The following is a 22,091-nucleotide window of genomic DNA, read 5'->3' as shown; positions in this document are numbered from 1 at the left end:
CGATATGTTAGTAGCAGGTATGCCATTGCGGCCTGTTTGTAGAGCCTCGTAGAGGCGGTATGTGTGAGCGGCCTTTGTGCCTCAAAACCTGGTGATCATCCATCTTATCGTTACGCATCATCCTGCTTAACATATCGCACCTACGGCGCTCATTGCAAACCAACTCTTTTCTATCTACTAACATGCCGCCTCTACGAGGCTTTGTTTGTTCAGTGTTCGTTTGTTAAATGTTAGCGGCACTTGCACATTATCACCTCAAAAAAACTTCAGCCACTTACCAATCAACAGACCGGTAACCTGCAACCGGTAACCGGCAACCGGCTTTCGGGTGAGGGATTGCAGCGGTTACCCCGGTGAAGCCATCGCAGCCTGGCTTCTGTGCCGGAGTAATAGCGGAAAGCCCGACCCCTTGCGCAGCTTGGGGGCACCCCCTGAAAATCCTGCCGCGTATATATGAGATGGCATAATGGTTATCTTCGCAATGCATGCCGCAGCAACGTTACATAGCGCACTTTGACCTGGATGCTTTTTTTGTAAGCGTGGAAATATTAAATAACCCCGCACTGAAAGGCTTACCCATTATTGTGGGCGGTTCCAGGGAGCGTGGGGTTGTATCTACCTGCAGCTACGAGGCCCGCAAGTTTGGTGTTAAAAGCGCTATGCCTATGAAAACGGCGCTGAAGCTTTGTCCGGATGCTGTTGTAATGCAGGGCACCAGGGGCCAGTACAGCAAGTACTCCCGCTGGGTTACCGAAATTATAGCCGCCAAAGCGCCATTGTTTGAGAAAACATCTATAGATGAATTTTTTCTTGACCTGACAGGCATGGATAAATATTTTGACCCTTACCAATGGACGATTGACCTGCGGCAGGAAATTATTGATAAAACAAAACTGCCCATTTCTTTTGGGCTGGCCAGTAACAAAATGGTGGCTAAGATTGCCACAGACGAAGCCAAGCCCAATGGCTATCTTTTTATACAACCGGGGATGGAGCAGGAGTTCCTGGCGCCCCTTAAAGTAAACAAATTTTCCGGCGTGGGTGAACAAACACATAAGCTGTTGCAGGCAATGGGCATTGTTACCATAGGCGATATTACCCGGTACCCGGTAGCGCTGTTGGAAGACAAGCTTGGCAAGTACGGTGTGGAATTATGGAACAAATCTTTCGGCCGGCACGATGGCATTGTGCAACCTTACCACGAGGCAAAATCCATATCCAGCGAGAACACTTTTGAGGAGAATAAATCTGATGTTGATTTTTTGCTGAGCGAGTTGGTGCGGCTTACGGAAAAAATTGCTTTTGAATTAAGGCAGGATGAGAAGCTTGCCGGCTGCGTTACGGTTAAAATACGTTACCCTGATTTTGAAACCACATCACGCCAGACTACCATAGACTATACCCTGAGGGATGATGAGCTGATACCTGTAGCCATTGACCTTTTTCACAAACTGTACCGCAAAGGCCAGCCTGTAAGGCTGCTGGGGGTAAGGCTGAGCGATTTAACCGGCACTGCCGTGCAGGGCAGCCTTTTTGAAGATGTGGAAAGAAAAAATAACCTGTACAAGGCCATTGACGATGTAAAGAACAAATACGGGCGAAACTCATTGATTAAAGCACGAACGGTGAGAGGGGAATAGCAGGCTTAGAAACTTCACAAATAAAAAAAGTAAATAGTCCACTTTGTTTGTAGGGAATTACTATATTCGTGTCCCAAAAATTTATTTTATGAGCTTACGTTTAGGTGATAAAGTTCCCAACTTTCAAGCCAAGACATCTATTGGCGATATTGACTTTTATGAATACCTCGGCGATTCCTGGGGTATCCTGTTTTCTCACCCTGCGGATTATACACCCGTGTGCACTACCGAACTGGGTAAGACTGCTTTGCTGAAAGAAGAGTTTGCCAAACGCAACGTAAAAGTGCTGGCATTAAGCGTTGACCCTGTTGAGAAACACCTCGGCTGGATTGGCGATATCAATGAAACACAAAATTGTTCGGTTGACTTTCCCATCATTGCAGATGATGACAGAAAGGTTTCTGAACTTTATGATTTTATACATCCTAATGCCTCAGCTACTGCTACCGTGCGTTCGCTGGTGGTAATTGGGCCGGATAAACTGGTTAAACTTATCATTACTTACCCCGCATCAACAGGCAGAAACTTTAATGAAGTACTGCGTGTGGTTGACTCCCTGCAGCTTACTGCCAACTACAGTGTAGCTACACCGGCCAACTGGACTGGCGGAGAAGATGTAATAGTAGTGCCTGCTGTAAGCACAGAAGACGCTATTAAAAAATTCCCTAAAGGGGTAAAAATTGTAAAACCTTACCTACGTTATACACCACAACCTAATGTAGATTAGTAAAATATTGCTTGTCTGTTTTAGCACTTAGCAAACCTCCTCATGTGTCTGCCCTGTAGGTGAATTTCTATTCCTTGCGGGGCTTTTTTATGCCCTGTACCTGCAAACCCTGCACAATATTTGTATCATGCTCTTTTATATCTTTAGTGTAAACTGTTGCCTGTAAAAAGATGCCATCCCTTAAACGCAGAAAAAGAAGAAAGCAATACTATACCGCCTACAATAATGTGCAGCTTATCCGTGGAGGTAAGCCATTTTTTGACTGCCTGCACGAAATGATAGCTGCGGCAAAAGAAACCATACACCTGCAAACCTATATTTTCGGCAGCGATGATACCGGCGCACAGGTAGCCGAAGCACTGAAAGCAGCGGTGCAACGGGGTGTAAAAGTGTATATGCTGGTGGATGGGTATGCATCCCAGTCGTTGCCGGCATCGTTTATCAGCAGCCTGAAAGAGGCTGGCATTAACTTCCGTTTTTTTGCGCCGCTGTTTAAAAGCGGCGATTTTTATTTTGGCCGCCGCTTGCACCACAAGGTAGTGGTAACAGATGCACAATATGCGCTGGTGGGTGGCATTAATATTACAGACCGGTATAACGATACACCCGGCGAGCCGGCCTGGCTTGATTTTGCTGTACATGTACATGGCGAGGCCGCTCTGGAGCTGTGCCGCATTTGCAACAAAACCTGGGATAAATCTCCCGCCGCGGTAAAACCCAGGCCATGCCCGCAAATTGATTTCCAGGGCATTATTTCGAAAGAATCTGCCTGTGAGGTAGGTATACGCCGTAACGACTGGGTGCGGCGTAAAAACCAGGTGTCATCTACCTATGTAGAAATGTGCAGGAGTGCAAAAAGCCGTATTGTGATACTATCCAGCTATTTTATGCCAGGCAGGGTAATACGGCGCCAGTTAAAGCTGGCGGTAAAAAGGGGCGTGCAGGTTAAAGTAATAACAGCCGGTGTGTCTGATGTGCCACTGGCCAAGTACGCAGAGCGGTTTTTGTATGACTGGCTGCTGCGCAACAAAATAGAATTGTTTGAATACCAGCCCAGGGTGCTGCATGGCAAAGTTGCCGTATGCGATGAAGACTGGGTAACCATCGGGTCGTATAACATTAACGATATAAGCGCTTATGCCAGCATAGAGCTTAATCTTAATATACGCAACGCCGCTTTTGCAAAGCAAACAGCAGGTGTTTTATTGGGTATTGCTGAAAAGGATTGTATTGCCGTAACCGAAGAACTTCATTTAAAATACAGGAGCGTTTTCCGGCGCTTTGCCTGGTGGGTTTCGTTCCAGTTTATAAGAATAGTTTTTTACCTGTTTACTTTTTATTTCAGGCACAAAAGCAGGAATAATTAGACCAATAAGGCATTTCCCTTCTGAAAAAAAATGATTGTATAAATACGGGTACAATAATTGAAATACCTGTAAACAGTCTGGTCTTGTCCGGAAAAACTTTTTATGAACAATATGCCTCTTACCGTAAAGAGATCACTTGAACTTTTGGGCCTTTGTCTTGCAGGATTTGTAATAGTGGTGGGTAGCCAGGTAATTATGCCTTTATTGCTGGCCTTTTTTATAAGCATTGTATTGTTACCCGTTTACCGTTTTTTAATGAGGAAAAAATTTCCTGAAGTGTTAGCAATTTCCCTTTCGCTGTTACTGGTAATTATTATTACCGCAGGTATTTTATGGTTTGTATCATCCCAGGTTACCAGGTTAATGGCCGACTTTCCCGCTATCAAGAAAAATGTAATGCTGCACATGCAAAACATGGGCGAATGGATTACGGCAAAAACAGGCTTTTCTACTGAAAAGCAGGTACAGTTTTTAAACCAGCAAAGCGGCAAGCTGCTGAATTCCACCGGTGCTGTTTTAGGTGGTACTGCCTCCTCGTTAAGCGGTGCGTTTATTTTCTTTGGCCTTATTCCTATTTATATTTTTCTCATGCTGTTTTACAAAAACCTTTTGTTGCGTTTTGTGGTGCTGTGGTTCCCTGCATCCGCACATGGTAAGTTGAGGGAAGTACTTAGCGAAACAGAATCCATCATCAAAAGTTATATAGTGGGGCTGGTTATCCAGATTACTTACATAACTGTTTTATTGGGCGGTGCGCTAATGATATTTGGTATTAAGCACGCCTTACTTATCGGCGTAATGTTTGGCATACTTAACCTTATACCTTATGTGGGGGCACTTATTGGCAACATATTGGGTGTATCGCTTACACTAACATCATCGCAGGAGTTGTGGCCGGTATTCACGGTGCTCATCACCATAGCGGTAGTGCAGTTTCTTGATAACAACATACTCATGCCCCGCATTGTAGGTTCCAAAATAAAAATAAACGCGTTGATAAGTATAGTGGGTGTAATTATCGGGGGCAGCCTGGCAGGCATATCAGGCATGTTCTTATCCATGCCCGTAATAGCGGTGCTTAAAATTATTTTCGATCGTACTGAGCAGTTTAGGCAGTGGGGCGTTTTGTTTGGCGAGGAAAAACCTAAGTACAGTCCTTTTTTAAGATTAAGGAAAAGAGGTTAACCTGGCGGGCCCACGTATTACTGGTTTGAAATAAGCATAAAGATTTGGGGGTGCCCCCAAGCTATCGCAAGGGTCGGGCTTTCCGCTCATACTCCGGCACAAAGCCGCTGCACAGGGTCTTCACCGGGGTATCCGCTGCAATCCCTCACCCGGCGGGCATACTCAGCATGGTGCTTAGGGTAATCATCAATGTGTGTGTTGTGTAAGATTACAGATACGTTAAGTATTGCGCCTGGTGTTGGCTTGCCGGCACATTATGGGTATTTTTGGCGTTTTTAAATTTAGCTAACCATGAAAGAAATTTTACAACAGGTTTACTGGGGTAATACTGTACAGGCTTATCTTATAGCACTCGCAGGTATTATTGTAGCATGGGCCGCTCTAAGGTTAATCAAGGGTATCCTGCTGCGCTTTCTGCGCCGCATTACTAAAAATACCAAAACAGATTTTGATGACATACTGGTTACCATAGCGGAGAAATTTGTTATTCCGTTTATTTACCTGCTTATCAATTACAATATCATTACGCAACTAAACCTTTCAGTTAAGGTTGATCGCATATTATCGGTTGCCATAGCCATGATAGCCATCTATTATGGGGTAAAGCTGGTTAATTATTTTATTCACGGGGCCGTGTTGCTGTACATGAACCGTAAAGGAGAAAATCCCGAAAGGGTAAAGCAGGTTAACGGCATATTGCTGGTGTTTAAAGCGTTGGTATGGTGCCTGGGTATTGTGCTGTTAATTGATAACCTGGGGTATAATGTAACCACCATTATCGCCGGTTTGGGTGTGGGGGGCATAGCCATAGCTTTGGCAGCTCAAAACATTTTAAGTGATTTGTTCAGCTACCTGGTGATATTTTTTGATAAACCCTTTGAAATAGGTGATTTTATAGTGGTAGGGCCCAACAGCGGCATTGTTGAAAAAATAGGCATTAAAACTTCTCATGTACGCAGCCTGGATGGCCAGCAGTTGGTAATGCCTAATGCGGAGCTGGTTAAAACCGTTATTCATAATTTTAAAAGGCTGGAGCGCAGAAGGATAGTGCTTAACATTGGCGTTGTTTATGGTTTGCCGCCGGAACAGCTTCAGAATATACCCGCGATTATAAAAGAAATAATTGAGGCCAACGAAAATGCAACGTTCGACCGTGCACACTTTAAATCTTTCGGCGACTTCAGCATCAATTTTGAAGTGGTGTACTATGTTGATTCCGCAGATTTTTTATTGTACATGAACACTAACCAAGCCGTATGCATGGAAATATACAGCAGGTTTACCCGTGAAAAAATTGATTTTGCATTCCCCACCCAAACAATTGTTCTTGACAGTAAAGGCAAAGAGGTTGCGGCTAAAGTATCGGCGTTGGAAAATGGGGCAGGCCCTTTAAAAAAGCAGAGTGAGCAGTACTAAGCAGCACTGGCTAAGCCTGTTGATTGCAAGCTCAGCCAGTGTGGTAAAATATTACAATGCAAAGCGGAAAGCCATGCCCGCATAAAAATTAAAGTCTGTGTTGGGGGTAAGCCTGAAAGTAGGGTTAACATCAAAAGCAATATTGATGGGCGCCCCTGTAAACTTGTAGTCAAGCCCTATTACCCCTTTCATGGAAAATACGGCATCGTTATGGTCGTCATGACGGTCGTCGTTACGTGGGTGGTGGCCATGGCTGCGTACCCCTAACTCAGCACCCGGGCCAACATACCATTTAAGTCCACGTGCTCCCTGTATGGGCCCATGCCATTCGTAAATGCCTTCCAGCGCCACATAATGGCTGCGGAATAGCAAAGAAGCTTCCAGTGCGCCTGCCGGGTTAAAAAAGTGTTTCACGTTAATGCCGCCTATTGATCCGTCTCCGAAGTATCCTTTTGCCCCAAGAGCGGTTTTGTAGCTGCTTCCCATATTCTGTGCCTGTGCTTTTTGTAATGTCATAAGGCTTAACATTACACCTGCCAATACTAAAGTTTTTTTCATGAACAATGTTTTGTACAGCCGCAATGTCAAAAAGCCTGCCAATCAAAACTGCGGTAACATGCACATACCGGTACCGGCTGATACTGTGTGAGTTATATTTTGTACAGAAAACCGCTGAGCAATCACTTAATGGTTAATAGGCAAAGCTCACCATGTGACCGCAATTCCACGGGGTGCCGGGATGAGTTGCTGCATAAAGCGGTGGCGTACAAGAGTGCGACGCAAGTAAAGCCTCATGCTTGTTCCTCCTGCCGGGCCCAAAAAATTCCTGCCTGCCGTATGGCAGGCGCATACACCCCGCGGTACTGTAATATGTTTTATTGCCTTTTCTTTAATTTGTTTTTGTTATGCGTACCGCATAGCCGCCACCAGTTACAAGCCGGGCCTGCAACACCGTTTTACTGTTAACCTGCTGCCTGCTGATAGCGGTATGTTTGGGATTGATTTTGGCATCGGCGGCATCGCTGTATATTTCTGCCGTAAAATTTCCATCTCCCAAAAAAGAAAGCGGGATACTTAATGTTCTTTCAGTCCAGTTGGTAATGCTTCCTATGTACCAGTCATTACCTTTTCTGCGTGCTATGGTTATGTATTCGCCCGGCACGCCATGCAATACTTTAATTTCATCCCACGAGGCGGGAACTTTTTTGATGAATTCAAAATCTGCCTGGCCCTCGTAAGCCGCGGGATAATCTGAAACCATTTCAAACTGCGCCTGGTAAACCACGTATAACGCAAGGTGGTGTGCCCTTGTGCCCATTACCATAGGCGAATCGCTGCGTGCAAAAAATTGTTCCCTTGTAACATTGTCAAATCCCCCAGGGGTGTAATCCATGGGGCCTGTAAGCATGCGGGTAAAGGCGAGCATTACATGATTGTCGGGATTATCTCTTGTGCCGCCTTTTGATTGTTCCATGCCCAGTACAGACTCATAATTCATCACATTGGGGTAAGTTCTTTCCAGCCCAAAAGGCTTGGTGCAGCCATGAAAATCTATCATTAAATGATGCTCCGCTGCTTTGCGGGCAGTTGTGTAATAGAAGTCTATGCCTTCCTGGTCGTCTCTTTCTATAAAGTCAATTTTTACGCCGGCTACTCCCCATTTTTCATAAAGTGCAAAAGCTTCATTCATTTGGGTAGCCACCGCGCCGCCATATAACCATATCCACACTTTTACGTTTTTGGCTGCGGCATATTTTACCAGTTCTGGTATATCCACTTTGCCATTCATTTTTGTCAGGTCACGACCGCTCCATCCGGCATCCACCAGCATATATTCCAGGCCGGATTTTGCGGCAAAGTCAACATAGTATTTCATGTTGGCTGTGGTAAAAGCCGGTTTGCCATCTGCGCCAAGGCTGCCACTCCACCAATCCCAGGAAGCCTTACCGCTCTTAATCCACTCTGTATTGGCAATTGCGGAAGGACTGGTAAGGTTCATTACGGCATTGGATTCTATAAGTTTGCCAGGTTCATCGCCTGCCATAATAATACGCCAGGCAGAGCGCAGGCTACCCTTTCCCTTTACGGCAATACCCGAACTATCCAGCCGGGGCGCAAGCCGTGAAAGCATGGTATGGCCAGACCATCCGCCAGAGGGGTTAGTGAGGTACATGGAGCTATAGCCCTGCAGCTCCGACTCTGCTATGGCTACCCAGCCAGCACCCGGAACTTCAGCAAGCATTGGCAAGCCTATTAATATAGAACTCTTTACGCCGCCCTGGTTAGAGAAGGCGCTTACAGACAGCTTCAGGTATTCACTTTCGTACATGGATTTGTAATGCGGCAGCACCTGTGCATAGGTAGTGGCATCTGTGCTGAAATGAAACTCTGTATTTTCATTTACTAATTCATAGCCATCCTGCAGGGCCTGCTGTTGAGGCGCCACATACCTGAAAGCAACGGCATCGTTGTAAGCCCTTGCCTCTATTACCAGCTTTCTGCCCGGGGCGGTATTTTCCTGCAGTTCCAATTGCAGGGCATTGTATTGGTCGCGAACTTTTCCTGCCTTGCCCACCACTAACTGGTAGGTTTCGTCGACGGAAGATGTTTTGCTGCCGGTGATATGCACATCAGCGCCCAGCGGCTGTGATCCTTTCAATTCAAGGCTTAAAGCGGAAGGCTTGAATAAATCTTTTCCGCGGAAAGACACTGTGTAAAAGAGCTGGTTAGCGGAAGATTTTTTATCAAGTTGGCCGGTTTTAAAAGATATTTCCAGTTTGCCATCGGGAGACAGCAACCGGCCTTTTGCCTCCTGGCCTTTTGCAATGTTTAATGATAAAGTAAAAAGAAACAGGCAGGCCATAGCTGGCCCTGCAATCGTTGGTGGTGTTTTTAACATAAAAGTGGTTGAAGCGTATTTAAATAGCTGGCAACTAATTTATGGAATTTGGCAACACCGGCGCTGATAATAAGCCTTGTATTCTGCCGCAGATTTAATTGTACCTGCCGAAAAGTTGTGGTATTTGTCGTAGGTTTTTTATGGGCCCGGCAGGAGGAACGAGCATGAAGCTTCCGTTGCGTCGCACTCTTAAACGGCTGGGTTCGCTACACGGCTTTTCCCGCAGGGTAGGGGGTGTCTCAATAATGCAACATCAAGGTCATGAATAACTAATGAATTAAAACATTACCACGTACTGTAATTTTCGCATTGGGTTTAATGGTTAGTTTACCCCCCTTAATTTTTAGCGGTACATTTAAAATGCATTCTTTGCCTGTGGGAGGATCAATTAATATTTCAACACCGGGTGGAATTGTAACAGGCGGCAACATTCCGTTAATCCAGTTGCGGGTGTTATCAAAATTGCCATAGCCTGTAAATGTATATTTCGGAATGTAAGAAGGCTCAATATGGCCTGCATATATTTCTATGCCATGCTGATGAGTGTACGCAGTAAAAAACAACTGTTCTCTTAAAGCTGTCAAATGATAAAATTCAGAAACATCAGACAGTCCTGCGTCTTCAATAATATGTGTACCTGAATCTGTTCCATCCGATGTCCAAAGATGATTGTTTATTACCATCAGCAGTTTTCCATTAACATTTGTAATGTTGGTTGCTAAAGCAAGTGTACTTTGCCAGTTTGTTAAGTAAAGGGATGTGCTTTCAGGTCCTGCGCTAATGTCTTTTACTAATTTAGTGCTATCCTCCACACCATTTGTTTTCCACAATTCGTTTCCATGAATGCCATCGTCTGCAAAAAAGTAAAGCCACCCCGCAATATCAGTAAGATTTGCCGGATCAGAGTTTTTACTGCTTTTCGTATTAATATTTTTTACAAGCTTGGTGCCTGCGTCTGTACCATCTGTTTTCCAAAGCTCACTGCCTGACTCGTCCGTACCCTTAAAGTAAAGCCATTCGCCTGATGCAGTCAGGTTGGCAATATCATTAACTTTTGAAGCAACCATAAGCGTCTTTTCATCTGTGCCATCTGTTTTCCACAGTTCGTTTCCTGCAATTCCATTAACAATGAAATATATATTGTTAGCATAACTTGCTGTTTCAAGATAAAAAGCAAGCATTTCCTTTATTTTACGTGTTCCTTCAATTGATCCATCAGTAACCCATAATTCATAAGAGTGATTGCTAGTAGTTTGTTGAACAAAAAATAAAGAACCTCCTATTTTAGTAGGTATAACTCTTATGCGGTTGCGGGTATTTGTGAACGGCAGGGCATATAATCCTGTTGCTATTTCAAAAGTGCCGGAAACAGTCCCGTCTGAACGCCATAAAGAATATTTGTTGAAGAAATTTTGAGCTGCAAAAAAAACTAAACTATCCGTTGCGTATATCCACTTAATGGATTGTTTAGCATCAAACATATCTTTAACAAGTTCGCATGATGAGGCTGCATTTACTTTAAAAAAGCCGCTATGACCGGTAGTTGAATCCATCCCTGAAAAATAAACTTCATTGTTCAATATGGAAAGTGCGCCGGGTACAGCGTTAAAGGCAAAGGGGCCGGGTATACTTTTTGTTGCGTTGGATGTTCCATCTGTTACCCATAATCTGCTGCTTGCAATAAGAAAAATTTTTCCATCTAATGCCTTTAGTGAAGTGGGGACAGATGATTCTGATGCATACGAATTTATGTCTTTAACCAGTGTTGTTTGAGTAAATGCCCCATCAGTTTTCCAAAGCTCATTACCCTTATCTGAAGTTGCACTAAACAGTAGTAGTTGATCGTTCACAGGTGTTAAATCAAGTGGAGATTGGGCAATTTCTTTGCCCATGCCTTTTTCAACGATTGTAGTGCCCGTATTTGTTCCATCTGTTTTCCATAAAGTGAGCTCCATTTTACTATTGTAGTCAGAGAAGAAAAGCGTACTGCCTACCTTGCAAAAGTTTGACGGCCTGCAACTATCCTTTATCATAAAGGTACCTTCTGTTGTTCCATTCGATTTCCAAAGTGTTCCTAAATAGTAAGGGTTAGTACTATCCCTGTAAGAAAAGAAAATACTGTTTTTAAAGTTTGTAAAAGAGGCGATACCTGTAAAATCCGGAGGGCCAGACGGTGAAAATTGCTTTACCTGGATAGTTCCATTTTGTTCATCATGCTTATACAGGGTAGTATTATATTGCGAGGGTGAAGCTGCGCCTATAAAGTACAAAACTTTATTAATGGCAATAAAGTTTAAATTGTAAATGTTTATCCCAATTGCACTGGCAACTTTCTTTGCAGAGCCCCTGGTTCCATTTGTTACCCAAAGTTTTCTGTTATAGTCATTGGCAGTTCTTGCAGAAAAGTAAATTAGATTATTTGCAACCCCAATTATTTGTGAAGGTTCCAGGGCAGAGTCGCTAACTGAATACGTTCCTGTGCTGGTTCCATTACTGGCCCATAATTTTTCGGAAAACTGAAATGTTGTGTTATCGTATGAACTTACTGCGAAAAACAATTTATTGTTAGCGGTGCAAAGTTTAGTTAACTGAACTCCCTGAAATGAAATTTGAGTAAAGTCAAAGACCAGGGATAAACCATTCTCTGAACCATCTGTTTTCCATAGTTTACCTTGCGCAACGAAAAACAGAAAATTATTAGATACTGTGAGATAAGAAGGGTCGTTGATTTCCTCATATATTTTAGTTCCGTCCGCAGTGCCATCCGAAACCCATAATTTGTATGATGTGGCGGCCGCTAAAAAGTAGATCTTATTCTTGTAAACTACAATGTTACGGGGGCCAGAGGATGTCAAGCCCGGATTTATATCTTTTACCATGTATGTTCCTTCTGTAGTTCCATCACTTCTCCACAACTCTGTTCCATTCGCCCCATTATCTGCAGAAAAATAGCAAACATTATTTAGGATACAATCTTTGGTAACGTTCGGATTGGAGTTTGTAATTGAATCAATATCTTTCACCAAATGGAAGTTCTGGGAAAAGTTTTTTTTACACAAACACAATACCAATAAGATGGCAAGAAAGGGTTTGATGTTGGGTGAAAAGCGCATACGGTAAACTTTAAAATTTTCGGTGAAAATAAGCTTTTCTTGAAACGAGTTTGTAACAGTATCTTATCTGAAAGCCAAACGCTTCCATTCAAACGATAATACAACGAGTGTGGCCAAACTTTTTGCAAGTAGATGTTTGACAGTTGCTTTCAGGTATAATGATATGAAATGCGATCAATTAGGATTGCACATCGTGCCCTATCTGTAAATGCTATTTTCAATACCCGTAACAACACTTTGCTAACTTTATAAAAACAAATTCTATGGTAAAAGCATTTTTGGGCATGGGTTTATTGGGTTCCGCTTTTGTCAAGGCGATGCTGCAAAAAGGGGATAAGGTGCAGGTATGGAACCGCACTGCATCAAAAGCAAAGGCGTTGCAGCCATTTGGCGCAACAGCTTTCGATAATGTTGAAGAGGCAGTGCAAGGTGCGGATATGGTTCATGTTACATTAAAGGATGATGAAACGGTAGATGAAGTGCTGGAAAAAGCGGTTACAGGTTGTAAGCCTGGCGCTGTTGTTATAGACCATACCACCACATCAGTTAAAGGTGCTGTACAGAGAACAGCCTACTGGAAAACAAAGGGGGTTACTTACCTGCATGCGCCTGTTTTTATGGGCCCGCAGAATGCATTGGAAAGCTCCGGTTTTATGCTTGTTTCAGGGGATCAGCGGGTTATTGAAAAGTATGAAGAGGAATTATCTAAAATGACAGGAAAACTGCTAAATTTCGGCGTAGAGGAGGGCAAGGCCGCGGGTATCAAATTGTCCGGTAATCTTTTTTTATTAAGCCTTGTTGCCGGGCTGTCTGATGCGCTGGCGCTGGCTAAAGTGCATGGCATAAAACCGGCTGAATTGTTGCACCTCTTCAGCCACTGGAACCCGGGCGCCGGGGTGCCTGCACGCCTGAAAAAGATTACAGATGGCAGGTTTGACCAGCCATCCTGGGAGCTGAACATGGCACGCAAAGATGCCGGCCTTATGCTGTCTGCCTCCAGTGAAGCCGCCACCAGCTTAGCCATTATACCAGCCATTGCAACTGTAATGGACGAATGGATAGCCAAAGGCCATGGCAACGAGGATTGGAGCGTAATAGCAAAAGATAATTTGTGAGAATTGCGGGAGGAAAATAAAGCTGACATATAAAGGCCATGCGATATGATAATATGCATGGCCTTTATATTAGCCAATAGCATTATTGCGGGCTTTGGCTTATTCCAATAGAGGTTCAAACCTAACCCGCTGCGCCCCACGTTGCTTAAGCCCTGTATGTTATATTCCGTTTTCTGCCATCAGCCAATAATTCTTTTGTCTTTGGCTAAAAACTTTGCAAAGCCAAGCAATGCGCCAGTTACCATAATGTTTCTGAAAAAGTTTACCATTTCAAGTTCTTTCTCTCTGTTAACGTTTGCTGTCATTGCAGTGGCGTCTAATTCGTGCCCCATTGCCCTTGGTAAATGAACCAATACACCCATAAGAATTACATACAATGCCATTAATGTGTAAGCTAACTTGTCGTACCTGCCAATAATTGCACTTACAATAAACAATGAAACGCAAACCAACGTAAAGTAATTCCAAAAGAATGGAAAGGGAATATAGTCAGGCACAAAAGCGGCGCCAACTGCTGGCTTGCCTAAATGCAAACCAACATATAGTAAAAACGATAGCGGAAAAATGTATTTTCCGAGGTTTAATATTTTATCCATCGCCCTGTTTTTAGTTGACTGGAAATGGAATTACAGGCCTTATTTCAACAGAACTGTTTGGGTATTTCAAAATAGGGCAGGTCTTGCTCCATTCCTGCACTTCTTCAAAGTTGTCGCCCCTGCAAATAAGAAAACCCGAAACTAAAACGCTGTTATCTTCTTTGTGCGGTTGCCCGTTCCTGAGCCCATTGTTGTCCACAATGGATGCCTCATAACGAATGGGGGCCGTATGTACTAATTTACCCTGCATTGCAATATTGCCTATCCAGGATTGCCACTTGTGCATATCTTCCGCCATATCCTGGGTTTTGGCTAAATATCCATTTTCTGCACTTGCATTACGAAATAATAAAAGATACTCTGTCATTGTTGTAAAATTTAATTGTTAATGATGATGCAAAAATGCAAAGCACAATTTTTATCAACGATGACAAAAGTCTGCAATTTAAAGTTTGGCTTTAAGCCGGCTGAAAACGTCTTTGTTTATACCGAGGTAGGAAGCAATAAGTTTGCCTGAAAGACGCGACATAAGTGTAGGCCTGTTTTGCATAAGCCATTTTATTCTGTCCAACGCGGAAAGGGAAACAAACGTGTTGATGCGGTAAACAGAGTTGGCGTAAGATGCCTCGAGGATTTGTTTATACACTTTATCAAACTGTGGTACCGCTTCCATCATTTCCTGGAACCCTTTTCTGTCAATAACGAAAAGTTGGCAAGGTTCAACGGCTTTTATGTTTTCTGTTGAAGGTTGTCCGCTGCCAAAGCTGATAAGATCGCTGCACCAGTTATCTTCAATTACAATGTCCCTGGTTGTTTCGTTCATTTCATTGTCGTAAACAAAAACCTGTAAGCAACCTTTTGCAATAAAGTACACATATTTACAGGTGTTGCCCTGCTTTAAAAGTTCCTCGTTTCGTTTGGCTTCGATGAGTTTAAATTTTGAAAGCACAAGGTCTAACTGGTCAATATTGTTGCCAAGCCTTTTTTTGATATGTTCCCGTAAAATATCTGTCATTCAATTTTATATTAGGTTGAGGTTTTGAGTTCTGCGGTGTTGCACTAAAATCGCACCTAATGTTCGGGTATTTACGCAGGCAGGAATTCAATGATTGTCCAGCCCGGTATGAATGCTGAAAATATGTTGTTTTCACTTCTCCGCAAAGTCTCCTGCAAGGGACTTTGCGGCAGGGGGGAATGCAGATGCCCGTACATAAACTAATGCCGCTTTTGCCAGAATAATAAGGTTATCATCCTGAAGTTACGAGACACCAAAATCCCCGAAAATTGGGGCAGGCGTATCCGAAACAGATGGCATTTATTTCGCCTTCACCCTTTGAACGGTGGACAGGTTTGTTTCATTCTGTCACCAGTTGTACGGAACTGGTGGGTGTTGATCTAACCAAATAATGCAAAAGCGGAATTACATACTTTTTTTGCATTGGCGTCATCCCTGCCGCAAAGTCCAGTACTGGAGACTATTGCGTGGAAGTGTTTTTGATGGACACTGTGCGGGAAAAGCAAAGTGTATTTTCAATCGCTATACCATGTATTTGGGAGGAATTTTTATGGGCTAGGCAGGAGGAACAAGTATTAAGCTTTACTTGCGTCGCACTCTTGTGCGGTTTATTCGCTATGCGGCTTTTCCCACCGGGTAGGAGAGCGCAAGCTGATGAATTTAGGCCTAACAAAATAATTTATGAAGCGGCATTAAGTTGCTTTTTTGGCATCCTATCTTCCCTTCCGCAAAGTCCCGTACCGGAAACTGTTGCGGAGAAAGGCTTCGGGAGGGACACTTTGCGGGAAAGGAATAAATCCGAAGAGCTGCAAGCTAATTCTTCGGATAGCTGGATAGCTGGGTCTCTCCACCTTGGTTGAAACCGGACAGCAACTGTACTAAAACCGCACACTTATCAGCACAATAGTGATGGCTATTCATTGATTATCACAGGGAGTAGGGCGGTGGCATTTTGTTTGTGCGGCATTAGTAGCATAAGATCAATTACCCATTAATACATTGCACATGCTAAAACACTATCTTAAAACCGCATGGCGAAACCTGGTTAAGAATAAAGCCTACACGATAGTAAATATTGCTGGCCTGTCTGCCGGTTTAACCTGTTTTACACTGATTGCGCTTTGGGTTACGGATGAATTGAGCTTCGATACTTTTAACAGTAACTACAGCCGCATCGTACGCCTTACCGGTGTTGAAAAAACACAAACGGGCATTAAAGAATCCGCTGTAACAGGTGCACAGATGGCAAAAGCATTAAAAGATGATTATGCAGAGGTTGAAAATACTGTAAGGGTTGACATGCATGGCGATGAGATTATACTGCTTAATAACCAGCAGGTGTTGCAGCATAATATCCTGCTGGCCGATCCTTCTCTTTTTACGGTATTTGATTACAAGTTATCAAATGGCAATGAAACTACAGCCCTGGCGGAGCCCTACTCGCTTGTGTTGACACAGTCCGCGGTAAAACAATACTTTGGCAATGAAGACCCCATGGGAAAATCACTGGTGATTTTTATGATGGACTCAGCAGGGCAGGGGGCCAATTATAAAATTACAGGCATTATGCCCGACCCACCGCTTAATGCACATTTCACGTTTACCATGATTGCTTCTTTCAAAACCATAGAAGCAGCACACCCGGAAGTGATGACGGTAGAAGGCTGGGCCGATGCAAGCCCAAGCTACTACACGTATCTTTTACTGAAGAAGGGGATTGATGTGAACTCTTTTTCCAAAAAGATTGAATTTTTCTATAAAAAATATGTGGGCGACAAGTTTGCAACCTGGAAAAATACTATTGCATACAAGCTACAGTTGTTGGGGGATATTCACCTGCATTCCCATCTTCAGAATGAAATCACGTCAAACGGCAGCATTGCACAGGTATATATCTTTTCAACTATCGGTATTATCATTTTATTGCTGGCGGGCATTAATTATACCAACCTGTCAACAGCACGCTCTGCAGCAAGGGCTAAAGAAGTGGGCATTAAGAAAGTAGCAGGTTTAAGCAAGCGGCAATTGATATTTCAGTATTTATCAGAAGCCATACTTACCGTGCTTATGGCCCTGGTGTTTTCCATCCTGTTTGCTTACCTGTTGCAACCGTTTTTTTGGGAGGTTACCGGTAAAAACGTAGCTGTGTTTAATTCACCGTCTTTATTGGCTTTTCTTGTGTGTGTAACTGTTTTCCTGGGCCTGCTATCAGGGCTGTACCCCGCTGTTGTGTTATCAGGCTTTAAGCCGGCCATAGTATTGAAGGGGTCATTCAAATCGGGCGAAAAAGGTGTATTGCTGCGTAAAACCCTGGTTGTGTCACAATTTGTTATTACGATTATCCTTATAACGGGCATTGTTGTTATTTATATGCAAATGGCGTATATACAAAACATGGATTTGGGATACAACAAGAATGCATTGCTGTATTTGCGGGTAAACGGCAATGCCAACGTGATAAGGGGGTATCAATCATTCAGGGATGAATTGAAGGGCAGCCCACTTATTAATGGCGTGGCTACTTCCAACTCCAGCCTGGCGGGTGGCCTTGACGTTGGCAGTGCGGAAACCATTGACGATAAAGGAAACCCGTTACAGGTAAATACGGCAAGACTTGGTATGGATGAATATTGCCTGGATGTATATGGCATAGAATTACTTGCCGGAAGAAATTTTAGCTCCAGCGCATCGAACAACCAGGTGCGTCCGGTTATCCTTAATGAAATGGCTGTGAAAAAATTTGGCTGGAAAGATGCCGGGGCTGCTATCGGTAAGCCCTTTACATCCGGCGAAGTGCCCGGCATGGTGGTTGGCGTTACCAGGAATTTTCATTTTAACTCCCTGCAGCATACCATAGAGCCGCTGGCTATTTACCCGCTGGCCAATCATTTTTCCAGGGTTAACATTAATGCCGATATGGCCCAGGTTAAACAAACGCTAACGTTTATTGAAAATACCTGGAAAAAACATTTTCCTTCTGTTTTATTTGACTACGAGTTTATGAGTGAGCAGGTGAAACGTCAATACCAATCGCAGGAACGATTCTCCACTGTTTTTTTATACTTTTCGGTATTGTCATTGCTCATAGCCTGTCTTGGTTTGTCGGGGCTTATCTCTTATACCATATTTCAAAAAACAAAAGAAATAGGCATACACAAAGTGCTGGGGGCAAACGTTAGCGGTATTGTGGCATTGCTTTCAAAAGATTTTTTGCGGCTTGTTCTGCTTGCCTGTTTTATTTCACTGCCGGTTGCCTGGTACATCATGAATAAATGGCTGCAGGATTTTGCTTACCGTGTAACCCTTTCCTGGTGGATGTTCGCTGCTGCCGGCTTCCTGGTGTTGCTGGTTGCCGTGCTTACCGTAAGTATTCAATCTATAAAAGCTGCTACTGAAAACCCAATGAAGAGTTTAAGGGCGGAGTAGGCTTTTTGCATTGGCATTGATATCAACATTGCCGAAAGAACATCTGAAACACCCACTAAGCCTGCACGGAAAACATTAGTTGCACTATGCCCATAAAAACCAAAGCCCGCTAATCAGATCAACCCATTGTCAATTGCTTTTTTTACGGCTTCGGTTGCGGAATGTACATGCAGTTTGTCGTATATCTTTTTAAAATGCCCGTTCACCGTGTTCCAGCTAATGCCTGCCGCGGCGGCAATCATTTTATAACTCATTCCTTTAACCAGTAATGATAAAATTTCAAGTTCCCTTTCGCTTAGGTTGAAGTTTTCTTTTTTGGCCATCGGTTGTTCGTGGTACATCTCTAACACTTTACGGGCTATGGCGGGCGTCATGGGAGCGCCGCCTTCCAATACTTCACGTATACCATCCACCAGTTTTTGCGATGCTGTTTTCTTTAGTATATAACTGTGGGCGCCGGCGCGGATGGCTGCAAAAATTTTGTCGTCGTCTTCAAAAACCGTTTGCATAATAACGGGTAAAGCTGCGGCATGCTACCTTATAAGGCGAAGGCCTTCAATACCATTTACCTGGGGCATATCAATATCCATCAATACAACATCCGGCTGCAATTGCTGCACCTGCGCTACCACGTTGGCACAGTTTTCAAAAATACCTGCACATGCCATATTCGGCGTATTCTCCAGCAGAAGTTCCGGGGCTTCCTGCCTGGCTTTATTGTCCTCGTAAATCAGCACTTTAATCATATTACGAATGTAGCTGGCTGCCGCTTTGTAATGAACACCTAATGTAAGGCGCTCACTTCTCCGCAAGGTCTCCTGCAAGGGACTTTGCGGCAAGGAAAATGCAGATACCCATAAATAAACTAATGCCTCTTTTACTATAATAATAAGTTTATTGTCCTGAAGTTACGATACGCCAACATCTCCCGAAAAATTGGAACAGGCGCATCCGAAACAGATGGCATTTATTTCGCCTTCACCTTTGCACAGTGGATACGCTTGTATCATCCTGTCACCGGTTATATGGAACTGATGGGTGTTGATCTAACCAAATAATGCAAGAGCGGGATTGCATTTTTTTGCGTTGGCGTCATCTCGTACCGGAGACTGTTGCGGAGAAAGGCTTCGGGAGGGACATTTTGCAGGATAGAAAAGGTAATTATCCGGAAATAGATTTCTGGCGAGTATACTTTTGAAAAAGGGAAAGTATATCGCAGGAGGTCTGCCGGGGCAGTCTAATTACTACATTTACATTAAATGGTTTAGAGAGATCAGGCATGTCAAAAGTTAATCTTAGTCAAGGCCTTCAAATTCAGCCTAATCCGACAAAAGGATATAGATGGGAAGTTGGTATTTATAGAGTTAACTAGAAAATAAATATTGCATATGGAACAACATATGCTAATCCATGTTTTGGTCCAGTTAATTGCCTCAACTTTATGTCCCAAACTACAATAAAGCATTAGAATTAGTAAATAAACTCTTTTTTAGATAATGAATTTAAACAAGTCAACAGGAGAAATAAAAATCGGTGATTTAGACATTACTGCAAATCTGACTCCTGAATATATAGAAAATATTGGGTCAACATATGATGCTAAGATAGCACTGAGAAATGCGGATTATTTAACCTATATCATATCGAATATAGATGAAGGAGAAAGTGTATTGTCGCTCACTTTCAATAAGAAAAGATTAGTAACTCTTAATATTGGCATAGGAAAGAATTATAATTTTTTTCCATTTAATATCGCCAGGGAAGAGAATACAGAACTTACAAAACGGCTTTTGCTTTTGGGTGGTGAAAAAAAGTATTCGTGGGGAGAGGTTGAATTAAGTGAAGATCGAAAGGGCGGTACTTTATCAATCATTATAAGATACAATCGTGGGAATTAAAGAATGAAACATCACTTGGTATATTTTTTTCCCGCATAGTATTCGGTATGGGACTGTGCGGGAAAAGCAGGCAAACGAATCTAAATTTTATTGAAAACAGTATTAGTGAGGAAGTTGTTGTCCATGGTAAAGAGGAGTCGTTTCTTTTTGATGCTTAATTTTTCACTTCTCCGCAAGGTCTCCTGCAAGGGACTTTGCGGCAGGGGAGAATGCAGATGCGCATAAATAAACAAATGCCGCTTTTGCCATAATAACAAGTTTGTTATCTTGAAGTTACAAGGCGCCAAAATCTCCAAAAAATTGGGACAGGCGCCCCCGAAACAGATGGTATTTATTTCGCCTTCACCTTTGCGCAGTGGATACGCTTATTTTATCCTGTCACCAGTTGTACGGAACTGATGGATGTTGATCTAACCAAATAATGCAGGAGCGAATTACATACTGTTTTTGCATTGGCGTCATCTCGTACCGGAGACCGTTGCGGAGAAAGGCTTCGGGAGGGACATTTTGCAGGATAGGAAGTGCTCTACTACGTATACTTGCGTCAGGTTTGGGGCAAATGTAGAAATGCTGTATTCTCAACATAACCGTATGTTATTGGCTGTAATAAATTTAATCCCTGCCTAATTTGCTTTTATTCGGTGACATGATTATTTTGTTTCAGAAAATGAGATCGCGTTTGGCCGAAATGAAACTACTTAAGACCTATTAAACTCATGTAATGAAGTTAGCCATTATGAAAATTCAGCTTTGTATTGCAATAACAGCGCTGACTCTTTTTGGGTCGTGCAAAAAATACCAATGGTGCCCTCCTGCTAAAAAACCAATTGATTTAAAAGCCTGTAACATTCTAAGAATTGAAGATCCCAATTCCGTTTGGGAAGGGGCAACCTTTTATTATAACTCAGCTGGCAAACCAGTAAAAATCCTTCTTGATGTTTACAATTCCACTGGCACCCCCAACATGTTTTTCCTTTATGATTCTTATGGAAGATTAACAGCATGGTTTCATGGGTATAAAAAAGATTACAGCGAGTTTAAACCTTCGGACGGCTTTGAAGGATATCACAAATATACCTGGGTAAACGATTGCCTGGTCATAGACTCTTCATTCTATTTAGGTCATTTGACCGAGACATTAAACCCCACCGTAGACGGAGAACTGTTAACCGTTTCCAGACTGGAGCTAGACAAGCAGCACAGAATTCGCAAAGCACTTGTTCATGACCGACTTTACGACTGGAACAATCACCGTTGGTATCCTTATGATGGCAACAGAAGAACGCTGAATTATCAGTATGATGTTAATGGTAACATGTCTCCTTATGTGGATGAATTTAGCGGCCCTCTTTCTGAAAGAGTTTACACAGAGAAGAGAAGTTTATTTTCCGTTAATGAAATATGGATGTTTATTAAACGCGACTATAGCCAAAACGCAGTACCCGGTGCGGCCACCTTGAATTGTTTTGATCTGCCGCAAACGTTCTCTGAAAGAGGTGATTATGGTTTCTTTTTCCATCCTATTTATCCCCTGCAGACAATATCTACGAGAATATATTATGCATGTGATTGCGAGGGAAAGTGAAACAATGTTTTCTTTCTCCACACGGTGCCCACCCAAGTCACTTCTACGCAAAGTCTCCTGCAAGGGACTTTGCGGTAGGGGAGAATGCAGAAGCCATAAGTAAACAAAT

17 protein-coding genes are annotated in these 22,091 nt (G+C 43.1%); 9 read left to right on the top strand and 8 right to left on the bottom strand.

Going from position 1 to position 22,091, the window contains the following annotated elements; genetic code table 11:
• Positions 1–485 precede the first annotated feature (485 nt).
• The 5 genes from dinB to F0364_RS08770 all read left to right on the top strand — a co-directional run bounded on the left by dinB (position 486) and on the right by F0364_RS08770 (position 6,335).
• On the top strand, positions 486–1,640 hold the full coding sequence (gene dinB / locus F0364_RS08790; RefSeq protein ID WP_153797403.1) for a DNA polymerase IV: 1,155 nt from the start codon (positions 486–488) through the stop codon (positions 1,638–1,640).
• 88 nt (positions 1,641–1,728) lie between these two features.
• Complete coding sequence (locus F0364_RS08785; protein WP_153797402.1) at positions 1,729–2,367, top strand: peroxiredoxin; 639 nt, start codon at positions 1,729–1,731, stop codon at positions 2,365–2,367.
• Positions 2,368–2,537: 170 nt separating this feature from the next.
• Positions 2,538–3,734, top strand: a complete 1,197-nt coding sequence (locus F0364_RS08780; RefSeq protein WP_153797401.1) for a phospholipase D-like domain-containing protein — start codon at positions 2,538–2,540, stop codon at positions 3,732–3,734.
• Between the two features lie 102 nt (positions 3,735–3,836).
• On the top strand, positions 3,837–4,919 hold the full coding sequence (locus tag F0364_RS08775) for an AI-2E family transporter (protein WP_153797400.1): 1,083 nt from the start codon (positions 3,837–3,839) through the stop codon (positions 4,917–4,919).
• A gap of 291 nt (positions 4,920–5,210) precedes the next feature.
• Positions 5,211–6,335: a mechanosensitive ion channel family protein gene (locus F0364_RS08770; RefSeq protein ID WP_153797399.1), complete on the top strand. Its 1,125-nt coding sequence runs from the start codon at positions 5,211–5,213 to the stop codon at positions 6,333–6,335.
• Positions 6,336–6,386: 51 nt separating this feature from the next.
• Here the strand turns inward: F0364_RS08770 and F0364_RS08765 are convergent, their stop codons facing one another.
• The 3 genes from F0364_RS08765 to F0364_RS08755 form a co-directional block, all read right to left on the bottom strand.
• Positions 6,387–6,893 (bottom strand): hypothetical protein, encoded by a 507-nt coding sequence (locus tag F0364_RS08765; protein WP_153797398.1) that lies wholly within the window; start codon positions 6,891–6,893, stop codon positions 6,387–6,389.
• A gap of 331 nt (positions 6,894–7,224) precedes the next feature.
• Entirely contained in the window at positions 7,225–9,234 is a 2,010-nt protein-coding gene (locus tag F0364_RS08760; RefSeq protein WP_207632579.1) for a glycoside hydrolase family 97 protein, read from the bottom strand.
• Positions 9,235–9,503: 269 nt separating this feature from the next.
• On the bottom strand, positions 9,504–12,347 hold the full coding sequence (locus F0364_RS08755; RefSeq protein WP_153797397.1) for an ELWxxDGT repeat protein: 2,844 nt from the start codon (positions 12,345–12,347) through the stop codon (positions 9,504–9,506).
• Between the two features lie 263 nt (positions 12,348–12,610).
• Here F0364_RS08755 and F0364_RS08750 point away from each other — a divergent pair, with 263 nt between their 5' ends.
• Positions 12,611–13,462: an NAD(P)-dependent oxidoreductase gene (locus F0364_RS08750; RefSeq protein WP_153797396.1), complete on the top strand. Its 852-nt coding sequence runs from the start codon at positions 12,611–12,613 to the stop codon at positions 13,460–13,462.
• Between the two features lie 179 nt (positions 13,463–13,641).
• Here F0364_RS08750 and F0364_RS08745 read toward each other — a convergent pair whose 3' ends face one another.
• From F0364_RS08745 to F0364_RS08735, 3 genes are all read right to left on the bottom strand, one after another.
• Positions 13,642–14,058: a hypothetical protein gene (locus F0364_RS08745; RefSeq protein ID WP_153797395.1), complete on the bottom strand. Its 417-nt coding sequence runs from the start codon at positions 14,056–14,058 to the stop codon at positions 13,642–13,644.
• A gap of 10 nt (positions 14,059–14,068) precedes the next feature.
• A complete protein-coding gene (locus F0364_RS08740; RefSeq protein ID WP_153797394.1) occupies positions 14,069–14,425 on the bottom strand; it encodes a YciI family protein in 357 nt (118 codons plus the stop codon).
• A 78-nt stretch (positions 14,426–14,503) separates the two neighbouring features.
• Entirely contained in the window at positions 14,504–15,073 is a 570-nt protein-coding gene (locus tag F0364_RS08735) for a Crp/Fnr family transcriptional regulator (protein WP_153797393.1), read from the bottom strand.
• A gap of 1,005 nt (positions 15,074–16,078) precedes the next feature.
• Between F0364_RS08735 and F0364_RS08730 the strand changes: the two genes are divergently transcribed.
• A complete protein-coding gene (locus F0364_RS08730; protein ID WP_153797392.1) occupies positions 16,079–18,499 on the top strand; it encodes an ABC transporter permease in 2,421 nt (806 codons plus the stop codon).
• Positions 18,500–18,612: 113 nt separating this feature from the next.
• On the opposite strand, the gene F0364_RS29155 is transcribed toward F0364_RS08730, so the two are convergent.
• Both F0364_RS29155 and F0364_RS29150 read right to left on the bottom strand, forming a co-directional pair.
• The gene (locus F0364_RS29155; protein WP_235921036.1) at positions 18,613–19,008 is read right to left on the bottom strand and encodes a response regulator transcription factor; all 396 of its coding nucleotides are present in this window, start codon (positions 19,006–19,008) and stop codon (positions 18,613–18,615) included.
• A gap of 24 nt (positions 19,009–19,032) precedes the next feature.
• Positions 19,033–19,245, bottom strand: a complete 213-nt coding sequence (locus F0364_RS29150) for a response regulator (RefSeq protein ID WP_235921035.1) — start codon at positions 19,243–19,245, stop codon at positions 19,033–19,035.
• Between the two features lie 750 nt (positions 19,246–19,995).
• Here F0364_RS29150 and F0364_RS08720 point away from each other — a divergent pair.
• Positions 19,996–20,397, top strand: a complete 402-nt coding sequence (locus tag F0364_RS08720) for a hypothetical protein (RefSeq protein ID WP_153797391.1) — start codon at positions 19,996–19,998, stop codon at positions 20,395–20,397.
• A 721-nt stretch (positions 20,398–21,118) separates the two neighbouring features.
• Positions 21,119–21,982: a hypothetical protein gene (locus F0364_RS08715; RefSeq protein WP_153797390.1), complete on the top strand. Its 864-nt coding sequence runs from the start codon at positions 21,119–21,121 to the stop codon at positions 21,980–21,982.
• The last annotated feature ends 109 nt before the right edge of the window (positions 21,983–22,091 follow it).

This window comes from Foetidibacter luteolus (assembly GCF_009650435.1).
Classification (GTDB): domain Bacteria; phylum Bacteroidota; class Bacteroidia; order Chitinophagales; family Chitinophagaceae; genus Foetidibacter; species Foetidibacter luteolus.
Note: the sequence above shows the minus strand (reverse complement) of the source record. Positions and strands in the feature narration are given on the sequence as shown.